19 protein-coding genes are annotated in these 15255 nt (G+C 58.6%); 10 read left to right on the top strand and 9 right to left on the bottom strand.

The genetic code is table 11. The features are described from left to right. Positions 1 to 38: 38 nt before the first annotated feature. Positions 39 to 770 (top strand): 23S rRNA (guanosine(2251)-2'-O)-methyltransferase RlmB, encoded by a 732-nt coding sequence (gene rlmB, locus HCK03_RS24045; RefSeq protein ID WP_041143720.1) that lies wholly within the window; start codon positions 39 to 41, stop codon positions 768 to 770. 28 nt (positions 771 to 798) lie between these two features. Here rlmB and HCK03_RS24040 read toward each other — a convergent pair whose 3' ends face one another. Continuing rightward, the gene (locus HCK03_RS24040; RefSeq protein ID WP_167692280.1) at positions 799 to 2100 is read right to left on the bottom strand and encodes an MFS transporter; all 1302 of its coding nucleotides are present in this window, start codon (positions 2098 to 2100) and stop codon (positions 799 to 801) included. A gap of 195 nt (positions 2101 to 2295) precedes the next feature. Between HCK03_RS24040 and HCK03_RS24035 the strand changes: the two genes are divergently transcribed. Next, complete coding sequence (locus HCK03_RS24035) at positions 2296 to 3933, top strand: isovaleryl-CoA dehydrogenase (protein WP_167692279.1); 1638 nt, start codon at positions 2296 to 2298, stop codon at positions 3931 to 3933. On the opposite strand, the gene yjfN is transcribed toward HCK03_RS24035, so the two are convergent. Beyond that, positions 3924 to 4199: a DUF1471 family protease activator YjfN gene (gene yjfN, locus HCK03_RS24030; RefSeq protein WP_041147507.1), complete on the bottom strand. Its 276-nt coding sequence runs from the start codon at positions 4197 to 4199 to the stop codon at positions 3924 to 3926. The genes HCK03_RS24035 and yjfN overlap by 10 nt on opposite strands. 138 nt (positions 4200 to 4337) lie before the next feature. Next, positions 4338 to 4646, bottom strand: a complete 309-nt coding sequence (gene bsmA, locus HCK03_RS24025) for a biofilm peroxide resistance protein BsmA (RefSeq protein WP_041143723.1) — start codon at positions 4644 to 4646, stop codon at positions 4338 to 4340. Positions 4647 to 4855: 209 nt separating this feature from the next. Here bsmA and yjfP point away from each other — a divergent pair, with 209 nt between their 5' ends. Beyond that, the gene (gene yjfP, locus HCK03_RS24020) at positions 4856 to 5572 is read left to right on the top strand and encodes an esterase (protein WP_041143724.1); all 717 of its coding nucleotides are present in this window, start codon (positions 4856 to 4858) and stop codon (positions 5570 to 5572) included. Positions 5573 to 5634: 62 nt separating this feature from the next. Here yjfP and HCK03_RS24015 read toward each other — a convergent pair whose 3' ends face one another. Then, complete coding sequence (locus tag HCK03_RS24015) at positions 5635 to 5910, bottom strand: YdgH/BhsA/McbA family protein (protein ID WP_041143725.1); 276 nt, start codon at positions 5908 to 5910, stop codon at positions 5635 to 5637. A gap of 340 nt (positions 5911 to 6250) precedes the next feature. On the opposite strand from HCK03_RS24015, the gene rpsF reads away from it, so the two are divergent. Genes rpsF through rplI form a run of 4 tightly spaced genes read left to right on the top strand, consistent with a single transcriptional unit; the run spans position 6251 to position 7687 of the window. Next, positions 6251 to 6646 carry a 30S ribosomal protein S6 gene (rpsF, locus tag HCK03_RS24010; RefSeq protein ID WP_004098001.1) on the top strand — a complete coding sequence of 132 codons (396 nt, stop codon included), beginning with the start codon at positions 6251 to 6253 and terminating at the stop codon, positions 6644 to 6646. A gap of 5 nt (positions 6647 to 6651) precedes the next feature. Further along, entirely contained in the window at positions 6652 to 6966 is a 315-nt protein-coding gene (priB, locus tag HCK03_RS24005; protein ID WP_041143726.1) for a primosomal replication protein N, read from the top strand. Positions 6967 to 6970: 4 nt separating this feature from the next. Next, a complete protein-coding gene (gene rpsR, locus HCK03_RS24000; protein ID WP_002210155.1) occupies positions 6971 to 7198 on the top strand; it encodes a 30S ribosomal protein S18 in 228 nt (75 codons plus the stop codon). A gap of 39 nt (positions 7199 to 7237) precedes the next feature. Next, positions 7238 to 7687, top strand: coding sequence for a 50S ribosomal protein L9 (gene rplI, locus HCK03_RS23995; protein WP_041143727.1), 450 nt, complete (start codon positions 7238 to 7240; stop codon positions 7685 to 7687). Positions 7688 to 7774: 87 nt separating this feature from the next. Here the strand turns inward: rplI and HCK03_RS23990 are convergent, their stop codons facing one another. Beyond that, the gene (locus tag HCK03_RS23990; RefSeq protein ID WP_167692278.1) at positions 7775 to 8440 is read right to left on the bottom strand and encodes a LysM-like peptidoglycan-binding domain-containing protein; all 666 of its coding nucleotides are present in this window, start codon (positions 8438 to 8440) and stop codon (positions 7775 to 7777) included. 347 nt (positions 8441 to 8787) lie between these two features. Here HCK03_RS23990 and fklB point away from each other — a divergent pair, with 347 nt between their 5' ends. Next, positions 8788 to 9408 carry an FKBP-type peptidyl-prolyl cis-trans isomerase gene (gene fklB, locus HCK03_RS23985; protein WP_041143729.1) on the top strand — a complete coding sequence of 207 codons (621 nt, stop codon included), beginning with the start codon at positions 8788 to 8790 and terminating at the stop codon, positions 9406 to 9408. Positions 9409 to 9714: 306 nt separating this feature from the next. Beyond that, on the top strand, positions 9715 to 11118 hold the full coding sequence (gene cycA / locus HCK03_RS23980) for a D-serine/D-alanine/glycine transporter (protein WP_041143730.1): 1404 nt from the start codon (positions 9715 to 9717) through the stop codon (positions 11116 to 11118). Positions 11119 to 11234: 116 nt separating this feature from the next. On the opposite strand, the gene ytfE is transcribed toward cycA, so the two are convergent. The 4 genes from ytfE to HCK03_RS23960 all read right to left on the bottom strand — a co-directional run bounded on the left by ytfE (position 11235) and on the right by HCK03_RS23960 (position 14783). Next, a complete protein-coding gene (gene ytfE, locus HCK03_RS23975; protein WP_041143731.1) occupies positions 11235 to 11897 on the bottom strand; it encodes an iron-sulfur cluster repair protein YtfE in 663 nt (220 codons plus the stop codon). An 82-nt stretch (positions 11898 to 11979) separates the two neighbouring features. Further along, positions 11980 to 12954 carry a DMT family transporter gene (locus HCK03_RS23970; protein ID WP_115193734.1) on the bottom strand — a complete coding sequence of 325 codons (975 nt, stop codon included), beginning with the start codon at positions 12952 to 12954 and terminating at the stop codon, positions 11980 to 11982. Between the two features lie 75 nt (positions 12955 to 13029). Then, a complete protein-coding gene (locus HCK03_RS23965; RefSeq protein WP_115193733.1) occupies positions 13030 to 13854 on the bottom strand; it encodes an AraC family transcriptional regulator in 825 nt (274 codons plus the stop codon). A gap of 80 nt (positions 13855 to 13934) precedes the next feature. Beyond that, the gene (locus HCK03_RS23960) at positions 13935 to 14783 is read right to left on the bottom strand and encodes an SDR family oxidoreductase (RefSeq protein ID WP_041143734.1); all 849 of its coding nucleotides are present in this window, start codon (positions 14781 to 14783) and stop codon (positions 13935 to 13937) included. 89 nt (positions 14784 to 14872) lie between these two features. On the opposite strand from HCK03_RS23960, the gene HCK03_RS23955 reads away from it, so the two are divergent. Continuing rightward, positions 14873 to 15253: a winged helix-turn-helix transcriptional regulator gene (locus tag HCK03_RS23955; protein WP_041143735.1), complete on the top strand. Its 381-nt coding sequence runs from the start codon at positions 14873 to 14875 to the stop codon at positions 15251 to 15253. Positions 15254 to 15255: the final 2 nt, after the last annotated feature.

Raw genomic sequence — 15255 nt, 5'->3', positions numbered from 1 at the left:
AAGCCGAACGGCAATATTAACAAGCAACGAGTACATCAATGAGTGAAATGATTTACGGCATCCACGCGGTGCAGGCCCTGCTGGAGCGCGCTCCTGAGCGTTTTCAGGAAGTCTATATTCTCAAAGGCCGCGAGGATAAACGCCTGCTGCCGCTGATCCATGCGCTGGAAGCCCAGGGCGTGGTGATTCAGGTCGCTAACCGCCAGTTTCTCGATGAGAAAAGCGAAGGCGCCGTGCATCAGGGGATTATTGCCCGCGTGAAGCCGGGACGTCAGTACCAGGAGAACGACCTGCCTGAACTGCTCGCCTCTCTCGATCAGCCGCTGCTGCTGATTCTCGACGGCGTTACCGATCCGCATAACCTTGGCGCCTGCCTGCGCAGCGCCGATGCCGCTGGCGTACACGCGGTGATCGTGCCGCGCGACCGTTCGGCGCAGCTGAACGCGACGGCGAAAAAAGTCGCCTGCGGCGCGGCGGAAAACGTACCGCTGATCCGCGTGACTAACCTCGCGCGCACCATGCGTCTGCTGCAGGAAGAGAACGTCTGGATCGTCGGCACCGCCGGTGAAGCGGACCATACCCTCTTCCAGAGCAAGATGACCGGCCCGATGGCGCTGGTGATGGGTGCCGAGGGGGAAGGGATGCGCCGCCTGACGCGCGAACACTGCGATGAGCTGATCAGCATTCCGATGGCCGGCAGCGTCTCCTCGCTGAACGTCTCCGTCGCGACCGGCATTTGCCTGTTTGAAGCCGTGCGCCAGCGAAGCTGATTAACGCCGGGCGCACGCTGCCCGGCGGCTACTCGTCCAGCGAGCGCAGGTGATCGTTCTTATTGAGCGTCATCAGCGCGATGATGCTGACTACCGCCGTCGCCATGACGTAGTAAGCCGGAATATCAAGATTACCGGTCTGTTTAATCAGGCCGGTAATAATCAGCCCGGCGCAGCCGGAAAACACCGCATTAGAGAGCGAATAGGCCAGCCCAAGGCCGGTATAGCGCACCCTTGTCGGGAACATCTCTGCCAGCATCGCCGGTCCCGGCCCTGCCAGCACCCCCACCAGACCGCCGGCAACGAGCACCACCGCGCCTTTTATCAGCAGCGTGCTGGATTCCGCCTGTAGAATTTTCAGCAGCGGCAGCGCCAGTATCAGCAGCAGCACCGCGGCCATCACCATCACGTTACGCCGACCCCACTTATCGCTGAGTATCCCGGCAGGAAGAATGGTGAGCGCAAAGCCAATATTGGAGATCACCGCGATCAGCAGCGCCTGGTTAAAGCCGGTGTGCAGCGCCGACTGCAGGTAGGCGGGCATAATCACCAGGTAGGTGTAGCCTGCGGCGGACCAGACCATCAGGCGGCCGATGCCGGTGATAATCGCTTTCAGAGTATGGCTCAGGTCGGCGCTGGCCTGCGGACGCTGCTGTTGCTGTTGCTGCTGCTGGCGGAGAAACCCCGGCGTCTCTTCCATTTTCACCCGCAGCCAGAGTGCGACTACCCCCATCGGGATGGCGAGGAAGAACGGAATTCGCCAGCCCCAGGCATGGAGCTCTTCCGGGCTCAGCACCGCGGATATCAGGGCGACGACCCCGGCGCCGGCCAGCAGGCCGAGGGCGACGGTGAAGGATTGCCATGCGCCATACAGGCCGCGCTTACCGCGAGGCGCAAACTCGGTCATCAGCGAGACGGCACCGCCATACTCCCCGCCGGCAAACAGCCCCTGCAGAATGCGCAGCCCGGTCAAAATCAGCGGAGCCGCCAACCCGATGCTGGCATACGTCGGCACCAGGCCAATTGCCGTGGTGGCGAGCGTCATCATCACCAGGACGACGATCAGCGTCGGCTTGCGGCCGATTCGATCGCCGATGCGGCCAAAAATAATGGCGCCTAGCGGACGGAAGAAAAAGGCGATAGCGAAGGAGGCGTAGGTCAGGATCAGACCCGTCAGCGGCGCCTCGCCGGCTAGCTGAAAGAAGTTCCGGGCGATAACCGTCGCCAGAAAGCCGTAGACCGCAAACTCATACCATTCAATAAAGTTGCCGATAGATCCGGCGATCAGCGCGCGCTTGTGCGCGCCCGTAGGGCGTGTCGCGGTCTGCATAGGCCATCCTGATTTCAACAAAAAAATAACAATTGAATAAATTATTCCACAACTTCAGCCTGATAAAATTTTAAATTCTTATGCCTGTGATGCGCTTCACGAAGGGATGAATGGTTTTTTTGTGACCCGGCTCGCGGGCGCTCCCGGCCCAGGCTGACCATACTGAGTACAACGCCATTGACGGAGGGAAGCACTATGCACTGGCCAACTCATACCGTGTTTAATCAGCCGACGCCGCTGCTGAACAGCAACTTATTCTTGTCCGATACCGCGCTGCGCGAAGCCGTAGCCCGCGAGGGCGCCGCCTGGGATGGCGATCTGCTGGCCAGCATCGGCCAGCAGCTGGGAACGGCAGAGTCGCTGGAACTAGGGAGGCTGGCTAACGTTAATCCGCCGGAGCTGCTGCGCTATGACGCGACCGGCACGCGGCTTGACGATGTGCGCTTTCATCCCGCCTGGCACCTGCTGATGCAGGGGCTGTGCGCTAACCGGGTGCATAATCTCGCCTGGCAGGACGACGCGCGCGCCGGCGCTTTCGTGGCCCGGGCGGCGCGCTTTATGCTGCATGCGCAGGTGGAGGCCGGAACGCTATGCCCGATAACCATGACCTTCGCCGCCACGCCTCTGCTGCAGCAGTCGCTCCCCGGGCCGTTTAGCGACTGGCTGACGCCGCTGCTGAGCGATCGCTACGATCCGCACCTGGTGCCGGGCAGCCAGAAGCGCGGGCTGCTGATCGGCATGGGAATGACGGAAAAGCAGGGGGGATCGGATGTGCTGAGCAATACCACCCGCGCCGAAAAGAGCGCCGACGGGTTTTATCGTCTGGTGGGCCACAAGTGGTTTTTCTCGGTACCGCAAAGCGATGCGCACCTGGTGCTGGCGCAGGCGCCCGGCGGGCTCTCCTGTTTCTTTGTCCCGCGTCTTCTGCCGGACGGCCAGCGCAATGCGCTGCATCTCGAAAGGCTCAAAGATAAGCTCGGCAACCGCTCTAACGCCAGCAGCGAGGTGGAGTTCTATGACGCCTGCGGCTGGCTGGTGGGCGAAGAGGGGGACGGCGTACGGCAAATCCTCAAAATGGGCGGCCTGACCCGCTTCGACTGCGCGCTGGGCAGCCATGCCTTAATGCGTCGGGCCTGGTCGGTCGCCTTCTATCACGCTTTTCAGCGCCAGGCGTTCGGTAAAAGCCTGGTCGAGCAGCCGATGATGCGCCAGGTGCTGGGCCAGATGGCGCTGCAGCTTGAGGGTCAAACCGCCTTTTTATTCCGCCTGGCGCGCGCGTGGGACAAGCGAAACGACGGGCAGGAGGCGCTGTGGGCCCGCCTGTTTACCCCGGCGGCGAAGTTTGCTATCTGCAAATCCGCGATCCCCTTTGTTGGCGAAGCGATGGAGGTGCTGGGCGGTATCGGCTACTGCGAGGAGAGCGAGCTGCCGCGCCTGTACCGGGAGACGCCGGTGAACAGCATCTGGGAAGGCTCCGGGAATATTATGTGTCTCGACGTGATGCGGGTGCTGAGCAAGCAGCCGGCGGCGCTGGAGCTGCTGGCGACAGAGTGTGCGGAAGTTAAAGGGCAGAATCGCCATTTCGATCGCGGATGGCGTCAGCTGCAGCAGCTGCTGAGGCGGCCAGCGGAAGAGCAGGGCCGGGAGATAACCCGGCTGGTGTACCGGCTAGGCGCGGGAGCGCAGATGATGCGCTACGCTTCACCGCCGCTGGCTCAGGCCTGGTGTCGAATGATGCTCGACCCGCGCGGCGGCGTGCGGCTGGACGCGCAAACGCTCGATGACCTGCTGCTGCGCGGCACCGGGCGCGGGCGCCAGGCGCCTCAGGCGTAGAGAATGGCCTGTACCCGCCAGCTGTCCGGCTGCTGTTCCTCGTACATCTGGACGATGCGATACCAGGAGGCGCCCTGCTCATCGGCCTTCACGGCGATGGCATGCTCGACGTCCTGCTGGCTGCCGGCAATATTGTTGACGGAAATCAGGCCGATTTCATTCAGGCCAGTGACGCAGTCCGCGCTGGCAAATTCTGCGGACTGTGCTGCAGTATGTGCCGTTGTAGCGTTAAACAGCAGGCTGGGTAAGGTAAATGATCGTTTCATCGTCAGCTCCATTTCGCGTGGCCCGAGGGCAGTCCGTTGCTAACGTCCTGCCAGGTTTGACTGGCTGAACGTTATTATGCACAGGAGAACGTGAACGGATGCAAAGCAATGTAAAGCGGGGTTAAAGGCGTCGCACCGTTATTTACGGTACAGAATTGCCTGCGAATACCACTGGCCGGGAACCAGGGTGTCATCAATCATTATGATGACGTAGTAATCCGCTTTAGCCGCTTCTGCTTTGACCTTCAGCGCAGCTTCAACATCCATCGGCGAACCATACATCAGCACGCTCACCGTCCCCATTTTTTGTAGCCCGCTGGTCTGGTTACGGTGAATCTCTTGCGGATGGCTGGTCGCAGGCGGCGGGGCTTCAGGCGTTCCCTGCAGGGCGCTACAGCCGCTCAGAACAATCGCCAGTAACCACGGTGTAAACCTACGCATAACCATATCTCGTTTCCTGTTAGTCACAGTGTAGTGGTAGCCTGAATGACATTTCCGGGGAATGTTCCCGAATTGTTATCTCTGACGCGATTTTCGAATGAAAATGTTGTGAAAGCGTAACCCAGTTCTCAACATTATAAATCGCGGCTGAACCCACGCCTTTGGCTATATGTTAGCCCATGGCACATCGCTACTCTAGAGATGGGAGACGATAAATGATTGTACTGGAAGTGCGTAATCTTGCGGGCGGCGAGGTGCTTCATGCCTGTCCGCAAAATGCGTCAGACCGGCCTCTGCCGTGTATCGTTTTTTATCACGGATTCACCTCTTCTAAGCTGGTCTATAGCTACTTCGCCGTGGCGCTGGCGGAGGCGGGATTTCGCGTCATCATGCCCGATGCGCCGGAGCATGGCGCGCGCTACTTCGGCGATGAAAAAGGGCGAATGCAGCGCTTTTGGCCCATCTTGCTACAGAACTTCGCCGAATTCACCGCGCTTCGCGCTGCGATCGCCGCGCAGGGGTGGATTGCGGACGACAGGCTGGCGGTCGCCGGCGCCTCGATGGGCGGAATGACGGCGCTGGGCATTATGACCCATCATCCGCAGCTGAAAAGCGTCGCCTGTCTGATGGGGTCCGGCTATTTCAGCAGCCTCGCGCAAAGCCTGTTTCCTTCACCCTCCCTGGACGCGGAGCAGCTGACGGAGTGGGACGTCAGCCATCAGCTGGCGACGCTCGCCAGCAGGCCGCTGCTGCTTTGGCACGGCGATGAGGACGACGTGGTACCGCCTGGCGAAACCTTCCGCCTCCAGCAGGCCCTGCAGCAAAGCGGCCTGGCCGAAAACCTGACCTGCGTCTGGCAGCAGGGCGTGCGCCATCGCATTACGCCAGAGGCGCTGGCCGAAACGGTCGGGTTCTTTAAGCGCACGCTTTAGGCGCGGCGGCGAGCTGGACCCTTCGTCCCCGCAGCGGAGGCGAAGGGGTTAGAGAAGGGTGGTTAGCGATAGAGCGCGGCGCTGGCGTGGATTGCGCCGTTGCTTTCCGGTTCGTGGATCAGGATCGGCTGGAAGTATTTTGCCCCCTGTTCGTCGCTCAGCTGGTTAAGGGCCTTATCGGCCTCTTGCTCAGTGGCCATATTGTGGTTGATATAGATAACGCCCAGGCTCTGTACATCGTCCATGTTACGTGCCTGACGTCCATCGATTTTGATGGCTGCCAGCGCGTTGGCGCTCAGTAAAAGCGCAGCCATTACGGCAATGAGGATGTATTTCATAATCTACGCTCCTTATAACTGTCCTGACGTTAACCCGGGCTCCATTGGGCTATAGATTGCTCTTGATGTAAGTGTAATCACTCCCTGCCGGGTGCATCGCGACCATTTCTGATGAAGTTGTTCAAAAAAGTGTCGCTGCTGCCGTTGATTAATTTTAAATCACTGACTTAGCGCGGCTTTGCCGTTAGTGCGAATTATTTGCGCAATCAGCTTGAGTTTATGGTGGTTCGCAATTAGAATGACGCGTCAATTTTTCAGCCGCCCTTTAACCACGTTCCTTGCCTCCATGGGCCGCGGCTGACCCAGACAGGAGGCTGAATAATCCGTAAGGAGCAATTCGATGCGTCATTACGAAATCGTTTTTATGGTCCATCCTGACCAGAGCGAACAGGTTCCGGGTATGATCGAACGTTACACTGGTGCAATCACTGCAGCAGAAGGTACGATCCACCGTCTGGAAGACTGGGGCCGCCGTCAGCTGGCTTACCCGATCAACAAACTGCACAAAGCTCACTACGTTCTGCTGAACGTTGAAGCCCCGCAGGAAGCGATCGATGAGCTGGAAACAAACTTCCGCTTCAACGACGCCGTTATCCGCAGCATGGTAATGCGTACTAAGCACGCTGTTACCGAAGCATCTCCGATGGTTAAAGCGAAAGACGAGCGCCGTGAGCGTCGCGAAGATTTCGCAAACGAAACCGCAGATGATTCCGAAGCTGGGGATTCTGAAGAGTAATCCTGATGACCAACCGTCTGGAGCTGTCCGGCATTATCTGCAGGACGCCAATTCGTAAGGTCAGCCCGTCAGGAATTCCACACTGCCAGTTCGTGCTTGAGCATCGTTCAGTGCAGGAGGAAGCCGGTTTTCACCGGCAGGCATGGTGTCAAATGCCCGTTATCATTAGCGGACACCAAAACCAGGCCATTACTCACAGTATAACGGTCGGCAGTGCAGTAATCGTTCGGGGGTTCATTTCTTGCCACAAGGCAAAGAACGGCCTGAGCAAAATGGTTCTGCATGCCGAGCAGATTGAATTGATAGATTCTGGAGACTAGCCAAATGGCACGTTATTTCCGTCGTCGCAAGTTCTGCCGTTTCACCGCGGAAGGCGTTGTAGAGATTGATTACAAAGACATCGCTACGCTGAAAAACTACATTACCGAAAGCGGTAAAATTGTCCCGAGCCGTATTACCGGTACTCGCGCAAAATACCAGCGTCAGCTGGCTCGCTGCATCAAGCGCGCTCGCTACCTGTCCCTGCTGCCATATACCGATCGTCATCAGTAATCGGCCGCTGTCTATTAACGACTTTAAGAGGATAAGGTAATGCAAGTTATTCTGCTTGATAAAGTAGCAAACCTGGGCAGCCTGGGTGATCAGGTTAATGTTAAAGCGGGCTACGCTCGTAACTTCCTGGTTCCACAGGGTAAAGCTGTTCCAGCTACCAAGAAAAACGTTGAATTCTTCGAAGCGCGTCGCGCTGAACTGGAAGCCAAACTGGCTGACGTTCTGGCAGCTGCTAACGCACGTGCTGAAGCAATCAATGCACTGGGCAACGTTACCATCGCGTCTAAATCAGGCGACGAAGGTAAACTGTTCGGTTCCATCGGTACCCGCGACATCGCTGACGCTGTAACTGCAGCTGGCGTTGCCGTCGCTAAGAGCGAAGTTCGTCTGCCGAACGGCGTTCTGCGCACCACCGGTGAGCACGAAGTGGACTTCCAGGTTCACAGCGAAGTCTTCGCGAAACTGGTTGTTAACGTTGTAGCTGAGTAATTTTTTACTCTGCTCGCGTCGAGACGCCGGCCTTGTGCCGGCGTTTTGCTTTTCTGCCTTCCCCCACGCTAATTTATTCGCGATAGACTATCGCGCACGAATAAAGCTGCCGTTTGCCTGACGGGTAAACAGCACCTGCTGCCCACCGCCGATATCGATAGTCAGGCCGGTTACCACCCCATTCGCATTCTGCCTAATCTGTACCGTTTGCCCGGTTTGCAGCGAGCTGAGCGGTTTCCCCGAACCTTCGACCTGGGCCATCGCGTAAACGTCGGTTGGCGGCAGATTATGGTCGCGGAACAGCTGGGCCAGGGTTTTCCCTGACTCGATGCGATAGGTGCGCCACTGCTGCTCGATGCCCGGCGCAGATTGCTGCTGTTGCTGCGGAGGCGGAGAGTAGGTCTGATTCTGCTGCTCGGCCGGCTGCTCGTCCTGAACCGGCTCTGGTGCCACCGGCGCCATCTGATCGGCGTCGCTCACCGTAGGCGTTGAGGTAATGGGCGGCAGCGGGATAGCCTGCTGTGAGGACGATTGCGGCTGGGACTGCGACTGCATATCGAGGCTGGCGTCGCGGCTGACCTGGGCGGACGTGCTGCTGTCCTCGGAGGGGAGCAGTATGCCGATAACCACCAGCAGGGCTCCGGCGATAATGCCCCGACGGTGCATTGGCGGCAGCGGATCCATAATGCGAATATGATCCGGGGCGTGCCAGATCTTCGCCAGGGTAGGTGTCATTTCAAAGCGCCCGTGCATGGCTTTCCTCCTGCTCCGCATATTTTTATGCTGCTCCGTAGAGTATAGATGGCTAACTTCCTGATGGACGAGACAAAGATATGTTTCGTGAGGTTAGCCTGATATTGCCTATTGTTTCTGTTTCCCTCAGATTTGTCATCATCCAGCGACAAAGTTTTACCCATCGTGCTGTGGCTGATATGCTGCCCACCACTTTATACTCGTCGTCTTTCGGGTTGCCGGTGCGCTGGCAGTGCCGCTCGCTTCGCTTATGGCGTTATTTATACCGCTAAGGCTCAGGAGCCTGCCGCCTTCCCGCAGGTCGAAGTTTATAGAGTATGAATTTTCCCCCCAAAAAAGGAACAAAGATGGCAACCCCGACTTTTGACACTATCGAAGCGCAGGCAAGTTACGGTATCGGCTTGCAGGTTGGACAACAGCTGAGCGAATCTGGCCTGCAGGGGCTGCTGCCTGAGGCGCTGGTAGCCGGTATTGCTGATGCGCTGGAAGGCAATCAGCCGCAGGTGCCGGTAGAAGCCGTTCACCGCGCGCTGCGTGAAATTCACGAACGTGCCGATGCGGTACGCCGCGAACGTTTCCAGGAGCTGGCGGCAGATGGCCAGAAATACCTCGATGAAAACCGCGAGCGCGAAGGCGTGAACAGCACCGAATCCGGCCTGCAGTTCCGCGTCCTGACCCAGGGCGAAGGCGCTATCCCGGCGCGTACCGACCACGTTCGCGTGCACTACACCGGTAAGCTTATCGACGGTACCGTTTTTGACAGCTCCGTTGCGCGCGGCGAACCGGCTGAATTCCCGGTAACCGGCGTGATCGGCGGCTGGATTGAGGCGCTGACCCTGATGCCGGTTGGCTCAAAATGGGAGCTGACCATTCCGCACAACCTGGCCTACGGCGAGCGCGGCGCGGGCGCATCGATTCCTCCGTTCAGCACCCTGATTTTTGAAGTAGAGCTGCTGGATATTATCTAAGCAGTAGTGGCTTCCTCTCCCCAAGGGGCGGGGAAGCAAATAAAAATAGCGTAAAACGCTTAAGTTTGAATTTAGTTAGAGTTTAATATTGCTTAAATGATTTTTTGGCGTAGTTTTGTGAGCTGTTTCGCGTGACCGGAGTGATATAACACTCACTTTAAACATAAAATTAACATTATATCTAAATCATAGTATTCATCCTTCCGATTCTTACCTAATATCGATAAGCCCTTTTCCAAGGGTAATGACCAATGACGGGCCAGTAGAGCCTGAACAACACAGACAGGTACAACAGGAAAATATCACATGGTAGATCAGGTTAAAGTCGCTGCTGAAGAGCAGGCTCCGACGGAACAAACGCTGCGGCGAAATCTTACAAACCGGCATATTCAGCTTATTGCCATCGGCGGCGCTATCGGTACCGGCTTATTTATGGGGTCCGGTAAAACCATCAGTCTCGCCGGGCCATCCATCATTTTTGTTTATATGATCATTGGCTTCATGCTGTTTTTCGTCATGCGTGCGATGGGCGAACTGCTGCTGTCGAATCTGGAATATAAATCGTTCAGCGATTTCGCCGCCGATCTTCTGGGGCCGTGGGCCGGATACTTTACCGGCTGGACCTACTGGTTCTGCTGGGTGGTGACCGGGATGGCGGACGTCGTGGCGATTACCGCCTACGCCCAGTTCTGGTTCCCGGGCCTCTCCGACTGGGTGGCCTCGCTGGCGGTTATCCTGCTGCTGCTGAGCCTGAACCTTGCCACCGTGAAAATGTTCGGGGAAATGGAGTTCTGGTTTGCGATGGTCAAGATCGTCGCTATCGTGGCGCTGATTGTCGTCGGCCTGGTCATGGTGATGATGCACTTCAAATCGCCGACCGGCGTAGAAGCCTCTTTTTCTCATCTGTGGAATGACGGCGGCTGGTTCCCGAAAGGGATCAGCGGATTCTTTGCCGGCTTCCAGATTGCGGTCTTCGCCTTCGTTGGGATTGAGCTGGTGGGCACCACCGCTGCGGAAACCAAAGATCCGGAGAAATCCCTGCCGCGCGCGATTAACTCTATCCCGCTGCGTATCATTATGTTCTACGTCTTCGCGCTGATCGTGATTATGTCGGTGACGCCGTGGAGCTCGGTGGTTCCGACCAAGAGCCCGTTCGTGGAACTCTTTGTGCTGGTGGGCCTGCCGGCTGCGGCCAGCCTGATTAACTTCGTGGTGCTGACCTCCGCGGCCTCTTCGGCCAACAGCGGCGTATTCTCCACCAGCCGTATGCTGTTTGGCCTGGCGCAGGATGGTCAGGCACCGTCGATGTTCGCCAAACTGTCGAAACGTGCGGTACCGGCGAAAGGCCTGACCTTCTCTTGCATGTGCCTGCTGGGCGGCGTGGTGATGCTGATGGTGAATCCGAGCGTGATTTCCGCGTTCACCATGATCACCACGGTTTCGGCGATCCTGTTTATGTTCGTCTGGACCATTATCCTGTGCTCGTATCTGGTCTATCGCAAAAAGCGCCCGCAGCTGCACGAGCAGTCGAAGTATAAGATGCCGCTGGGCAAGCTGATGTGCTGGGTTTGTATGGCGTTCTTCGTCTTCGTGGTGGTGCTGCTGACGCTGGAAACCGACACGCGCCAGGCGCTGATCGTCACGCCGCTGTGGTTTGTTCTGCTGGCGGTGGGCTGGTTCTTTGCCGGTAAGAAACGTCTCGCGAAATAAAAAAATCTCCGGGAGAGATTTTTAACGTTGCTTGCAACGGCCGTCATAAAAAAGGCCACCCGGAGTGGCCAATAAGAGTGACAGTACCGAGGGCGCCCGCGGGCGCCTTTTTTTATTTAGTTTCCGGCAAGGGCGCGCGGGAACAGGACGTTATTTTCCAGGCTGATGTGTTCCATCAGATCGTCGATCAGTTCATTAATGCCGTTGTACATCGCTTTCCAGGTGGTGCAGGCTTCCGGCGGCGGCGTCACGTTATGGGTGATGTGCTTGATCACTTCCAGCAGCTCGCCCGCTTCGTCGTGTTCGCTTTCCATCACGCTGATGGGGCCAGCGGCCTGAGTTCCCATGCCCTGCTTAATCATCGGGAACAGGATCTGCTCCTCTTTCATCATGTGGCTGGAGAGCTCCTGGTGGAGCATCGTCAGGTACCTGGTTAAGCCGTTCGGCACGTTGGGCTTATCGGCATGCACGCGCTCAACTTTGGTGGCCTGCAGAATAAGCTCCGGCAGCTGCTCGCGATGGCGGTCATGATAGCGCACGATAATATGGTCGATGATCTCGGCGTAGGGCGCGACGCGCCAGTCGCGCTCTGCCGGCTCTTGCGCAAGCTCCATCAGCTCCGCTTCGATGACCGCAACGTCCAGCTCTTTGCGCGATGCTGCGCGATCCAGCGTTTGTTTCCCGCCGCAGCAGTAGTCCATGTCGTATTTACGGAACAGCGCGGAGGCGCGCGGGATCGTCAGCGCCAGCTCGCCTAAAGGTTGGTCACGGAAAGCCATAGCAATTACCTCGTCATCAAGAATATAAGATGTATTTTAAATGCATCTTATCGACAAGGGAATACCCCTTTCGGATACCAGGCTATTTTTTATTCGCGCTGACCTGCGCCACCAGCCGCGGCTTTTCCGGTCGGGCGCGCACGGCGGAGATAACGCCTAATACCAGCAGCAGGATACCGCTGAGCGTCAGCAGCGGCGGCAGGCTTTGGCGCAGCAGGAAGGTATACAGCAGGCCAGCAAGCGTTTCGAAGACGATAAGCGGCCCGAGGATCACCGTCGGCAGCTTCTGGCTGGCGATGTTCCAGCATAGCGCCCCGACCCACGAGCAGAGCACGGCGATGGCCAGCATCAGCGTCACGAAAACCAGCGGACGCGGGCCAAAGGGAAGGGGGAAGCTGACCTGCTGGCCGTGCAGCCACCAGCAGGCGGCGACGTAGCCCACCAGCGACAGCGGCAGCGTCACCAGCGCCTGTGCCGTTGCCCACATCATCGGATGCTTATCCGGATTTTCACGCAGCCAGCGGGCGTTGCGCAGCGCGTACCACGCCCAGCAGGCAACGGAGATCAGCGCCAGCGCGATCCCGGAGCCGTAGCGCCAGAAGCTAAACGCCTCCATGCCCTGGCGCAGTTCGGCGATATTAACGCACGCCAGGCCGAGCGCAATGCACGCCAGCGCCGGGAATAAACGCCGCCACGGCAGCTTGCCGTCGCGCTGGCTGTAGAGCAGGTTAGCAAACACCGGCAGCACCACCGGCAGGGTGCCGATAATCATGGTGGCGACCGGGGCGCCGGTACGCTGGATAGCGCTGGCGAGACAAACATAATAGATAAGGTTGCCCATCATGGTCAGCCCGCAGGCAACCCACCAGTCCTGTGCCGAAAGCTGGCGCAGCCTCACGCGGCCGAGCCATGCCAGCGGCAGGGCGATAAGCCCCAGCGCCAGATAGCGCCCCATTGACTGCAATACCGCCGGGTACTCCGGCACCACCTGAGGGCCGACAAAAATCAGTCCCCACATCAACCCTGCCAGCAGGGCATACAGCACGCCGCTAATCATCTTGCCATCCATCATCGTTATCGTTGGCCAAAGTGTAGGGGAGGCCGGCGCGGGAATATTGTATGAGATTGCGCATTAGCGCTGGATGACCTGCTTTTGATAGCGTACCGGGGTAATGCCGTAGCGGCGGGTAAAGGCGCGGGTGAGATGCGACTGGTCGGTAAGACCGGCGGCGGCGGCAACTTCGGCGGCGGGCATCCCGTGCGTCAGAAAGGCCTTGGCGCGCCACAGGCGAATAGCCATCAGCATTTGATGGGGCGTGACGTGGAAATGGGCTTTAAACTGGCGCTGAAAGTGCCACGGGCTAAGGGCGGCAACCTGCGCCAGCTCATCAAGGGTGACCGCGCGCATATAGTTATCGTGCAGATATTCGCGCACGCGCTCGAAGCGATGGGCCGCTTCCGTCAGTACCGGCGCGTGATGGGCAAACGGGCGAAAGGTGTCGATAAGGTTGAGCAGCAGGCCCTGCTGGGCCAGCGGATCGTCGGTGTGCCACAGGCCGTATATGAGATGGCAGAGCTGTCGCGAGCGCTTTGGGTCCTGGCGCACGACTTCGCTGAACCACCAGTGGCGCGTGCCGGTTACCTCTTCCAGCAGCGCGGGATCGAGGTAGACCATCCGATAGCGCCAGCCGTCGGCGGTTTCCGCTTCGCCGGTGTGCAGCTCGTCGGGATTCATGGTAACGATGGAGTTCACCGCGGCGACGTACTGGCTGCCGCGATAGCGGAAGCGCTCGGCGCCCAGCTCAATCGCGCCAATGCCGAAGGCTTCGTGGGTATGCGGTTCGAAGGCGTAGCGGGAGATATGGGCATGATACAGCTCCACGCCCGGCACCTGCGCCAGATGGCGAAAGCGCGCGCTGTCTCTCTCATCGCTGAACTGTTCCGGTACACCCTGCATCTGCTTTCTCCCCGTAGGCCATCCCTGATTATCGGAGATGACCTGCGGGGATGCTACAAAAATTAACCAGTTTGCAACAGTTACAGAATGCCTTTGACGCTCTCCGCCAGGGAGGTAGTCGGACGGCCAATCAGGCTGCTCAGGGTATGGCTATCGTCAAACAGGCCGCCCTGAGAGGCGCCGATATCGGAGTCCGCCAGCATATCCGCCAGCCCTGCCGGCAGGCCCACGCTCTTCAGCGCCGCGGCGAAGTCGGCTTCGCTAAGGTTCTGATAAACCACGTTCTTACCGCTCTGTTTGCTCAGCTCGGCGGCCAGCTCGCTGAGGGTCCAGGCCTCGTCGCCCGCCAGCTCGTAAACCTTCCCGGCGTGGCCCTCTTCGGCGATGACGCGGGCGGCAGCGGCGGCATAGTCGGCACGGGTCGCTGAGGCAATTTTACCGTCGCCGGCAGCGCCGATAAAGACGCCGTGTTCCAGAGCCGGCGGCGCGCTGGCGAGATAGTTTTCGGTATACCAGCCGTTGCGCAGAAGGGTATAGGCGATACCGGACTCGGCCAGCATCTTCTCGGTTTCCACGTGCTCAGCGTGCAGGCCAAGCGGAGACTGATCCGCGTGCAGCAGGCTGGTGTAGGCGATAAATTTGACCCCGGCGGCCCTGGCCGCCTGGATGACGTTGCGATGCTGGGACGCACGCTGGCCCACTTCGCTGGATGAGATCAGCAGCAGCTTATCCACGCCCTGCAGCGCGGCGGTGAACGCCGCCTGGTCGGTATAATCCGCCTGACGAACGACGAGGCCCTGCTGGCTCAGGGATTCGGCCTTCGCCGGGTTACGGACAATCGCCACAATCTGGCTGGCGGGAACGGTTTTTAACAGCTCTTGTAGAACGTGATGGCCTAGCTGGCCAGTGGCGCCGGTAATTGCGATCATGGGTCTTCTCCTTCGTGTTTATTGACTGTTGTGGTAAGCTAACACCTTAGCTAACTTTTAGTAAGTACGTACAAAAAGGTAAGTATGAAATGGCGAATCCGACGCTGAGTGAGCAGCTGCGCGACGGCAATCTGTTTGCCGAGCAGTGCCCGTCCCGTGATGTATTGAAGCACGTCACCAGCCGCTGGGGCGTGCTGATCCTCGTGGCGCTGCGCGCGGGAACCCACCGCTTCAGCGACCTGCGTCGCAAGATGGGCGGGGTGAGTGAAAAGATGCTGGCCCAGTCGCTGCAGGCGCTGGAGCAGGATGGCTTTATCGACCGGGTGTCGTATCCGGTGGTCCCGCCGCACGTTGAATATAGCCTGACTCCGCTGGGTGAACAGGTGAGCGAGAAGGTGGCGGCGCTGGCCGACTGGATTGAGCTGAATCTGCCCGCGGTTCTGGCGAACCACGAGCAGACCGTTGCCTGAGC

The sequence above is a fragment of the Klebsiella terrigena genome (assembly GCF_012029655.1).
GTDB classification, from domain to species: Bacteria; Pseudomonadota; Gammaproteobacteria; order Enterobacterales; family Enterobacteriaceae; genus Klebsiella; species Klebsiella terrigena.
This window is presented reverse-complemented; position numbering and strand designations above follow the sequence as displayed.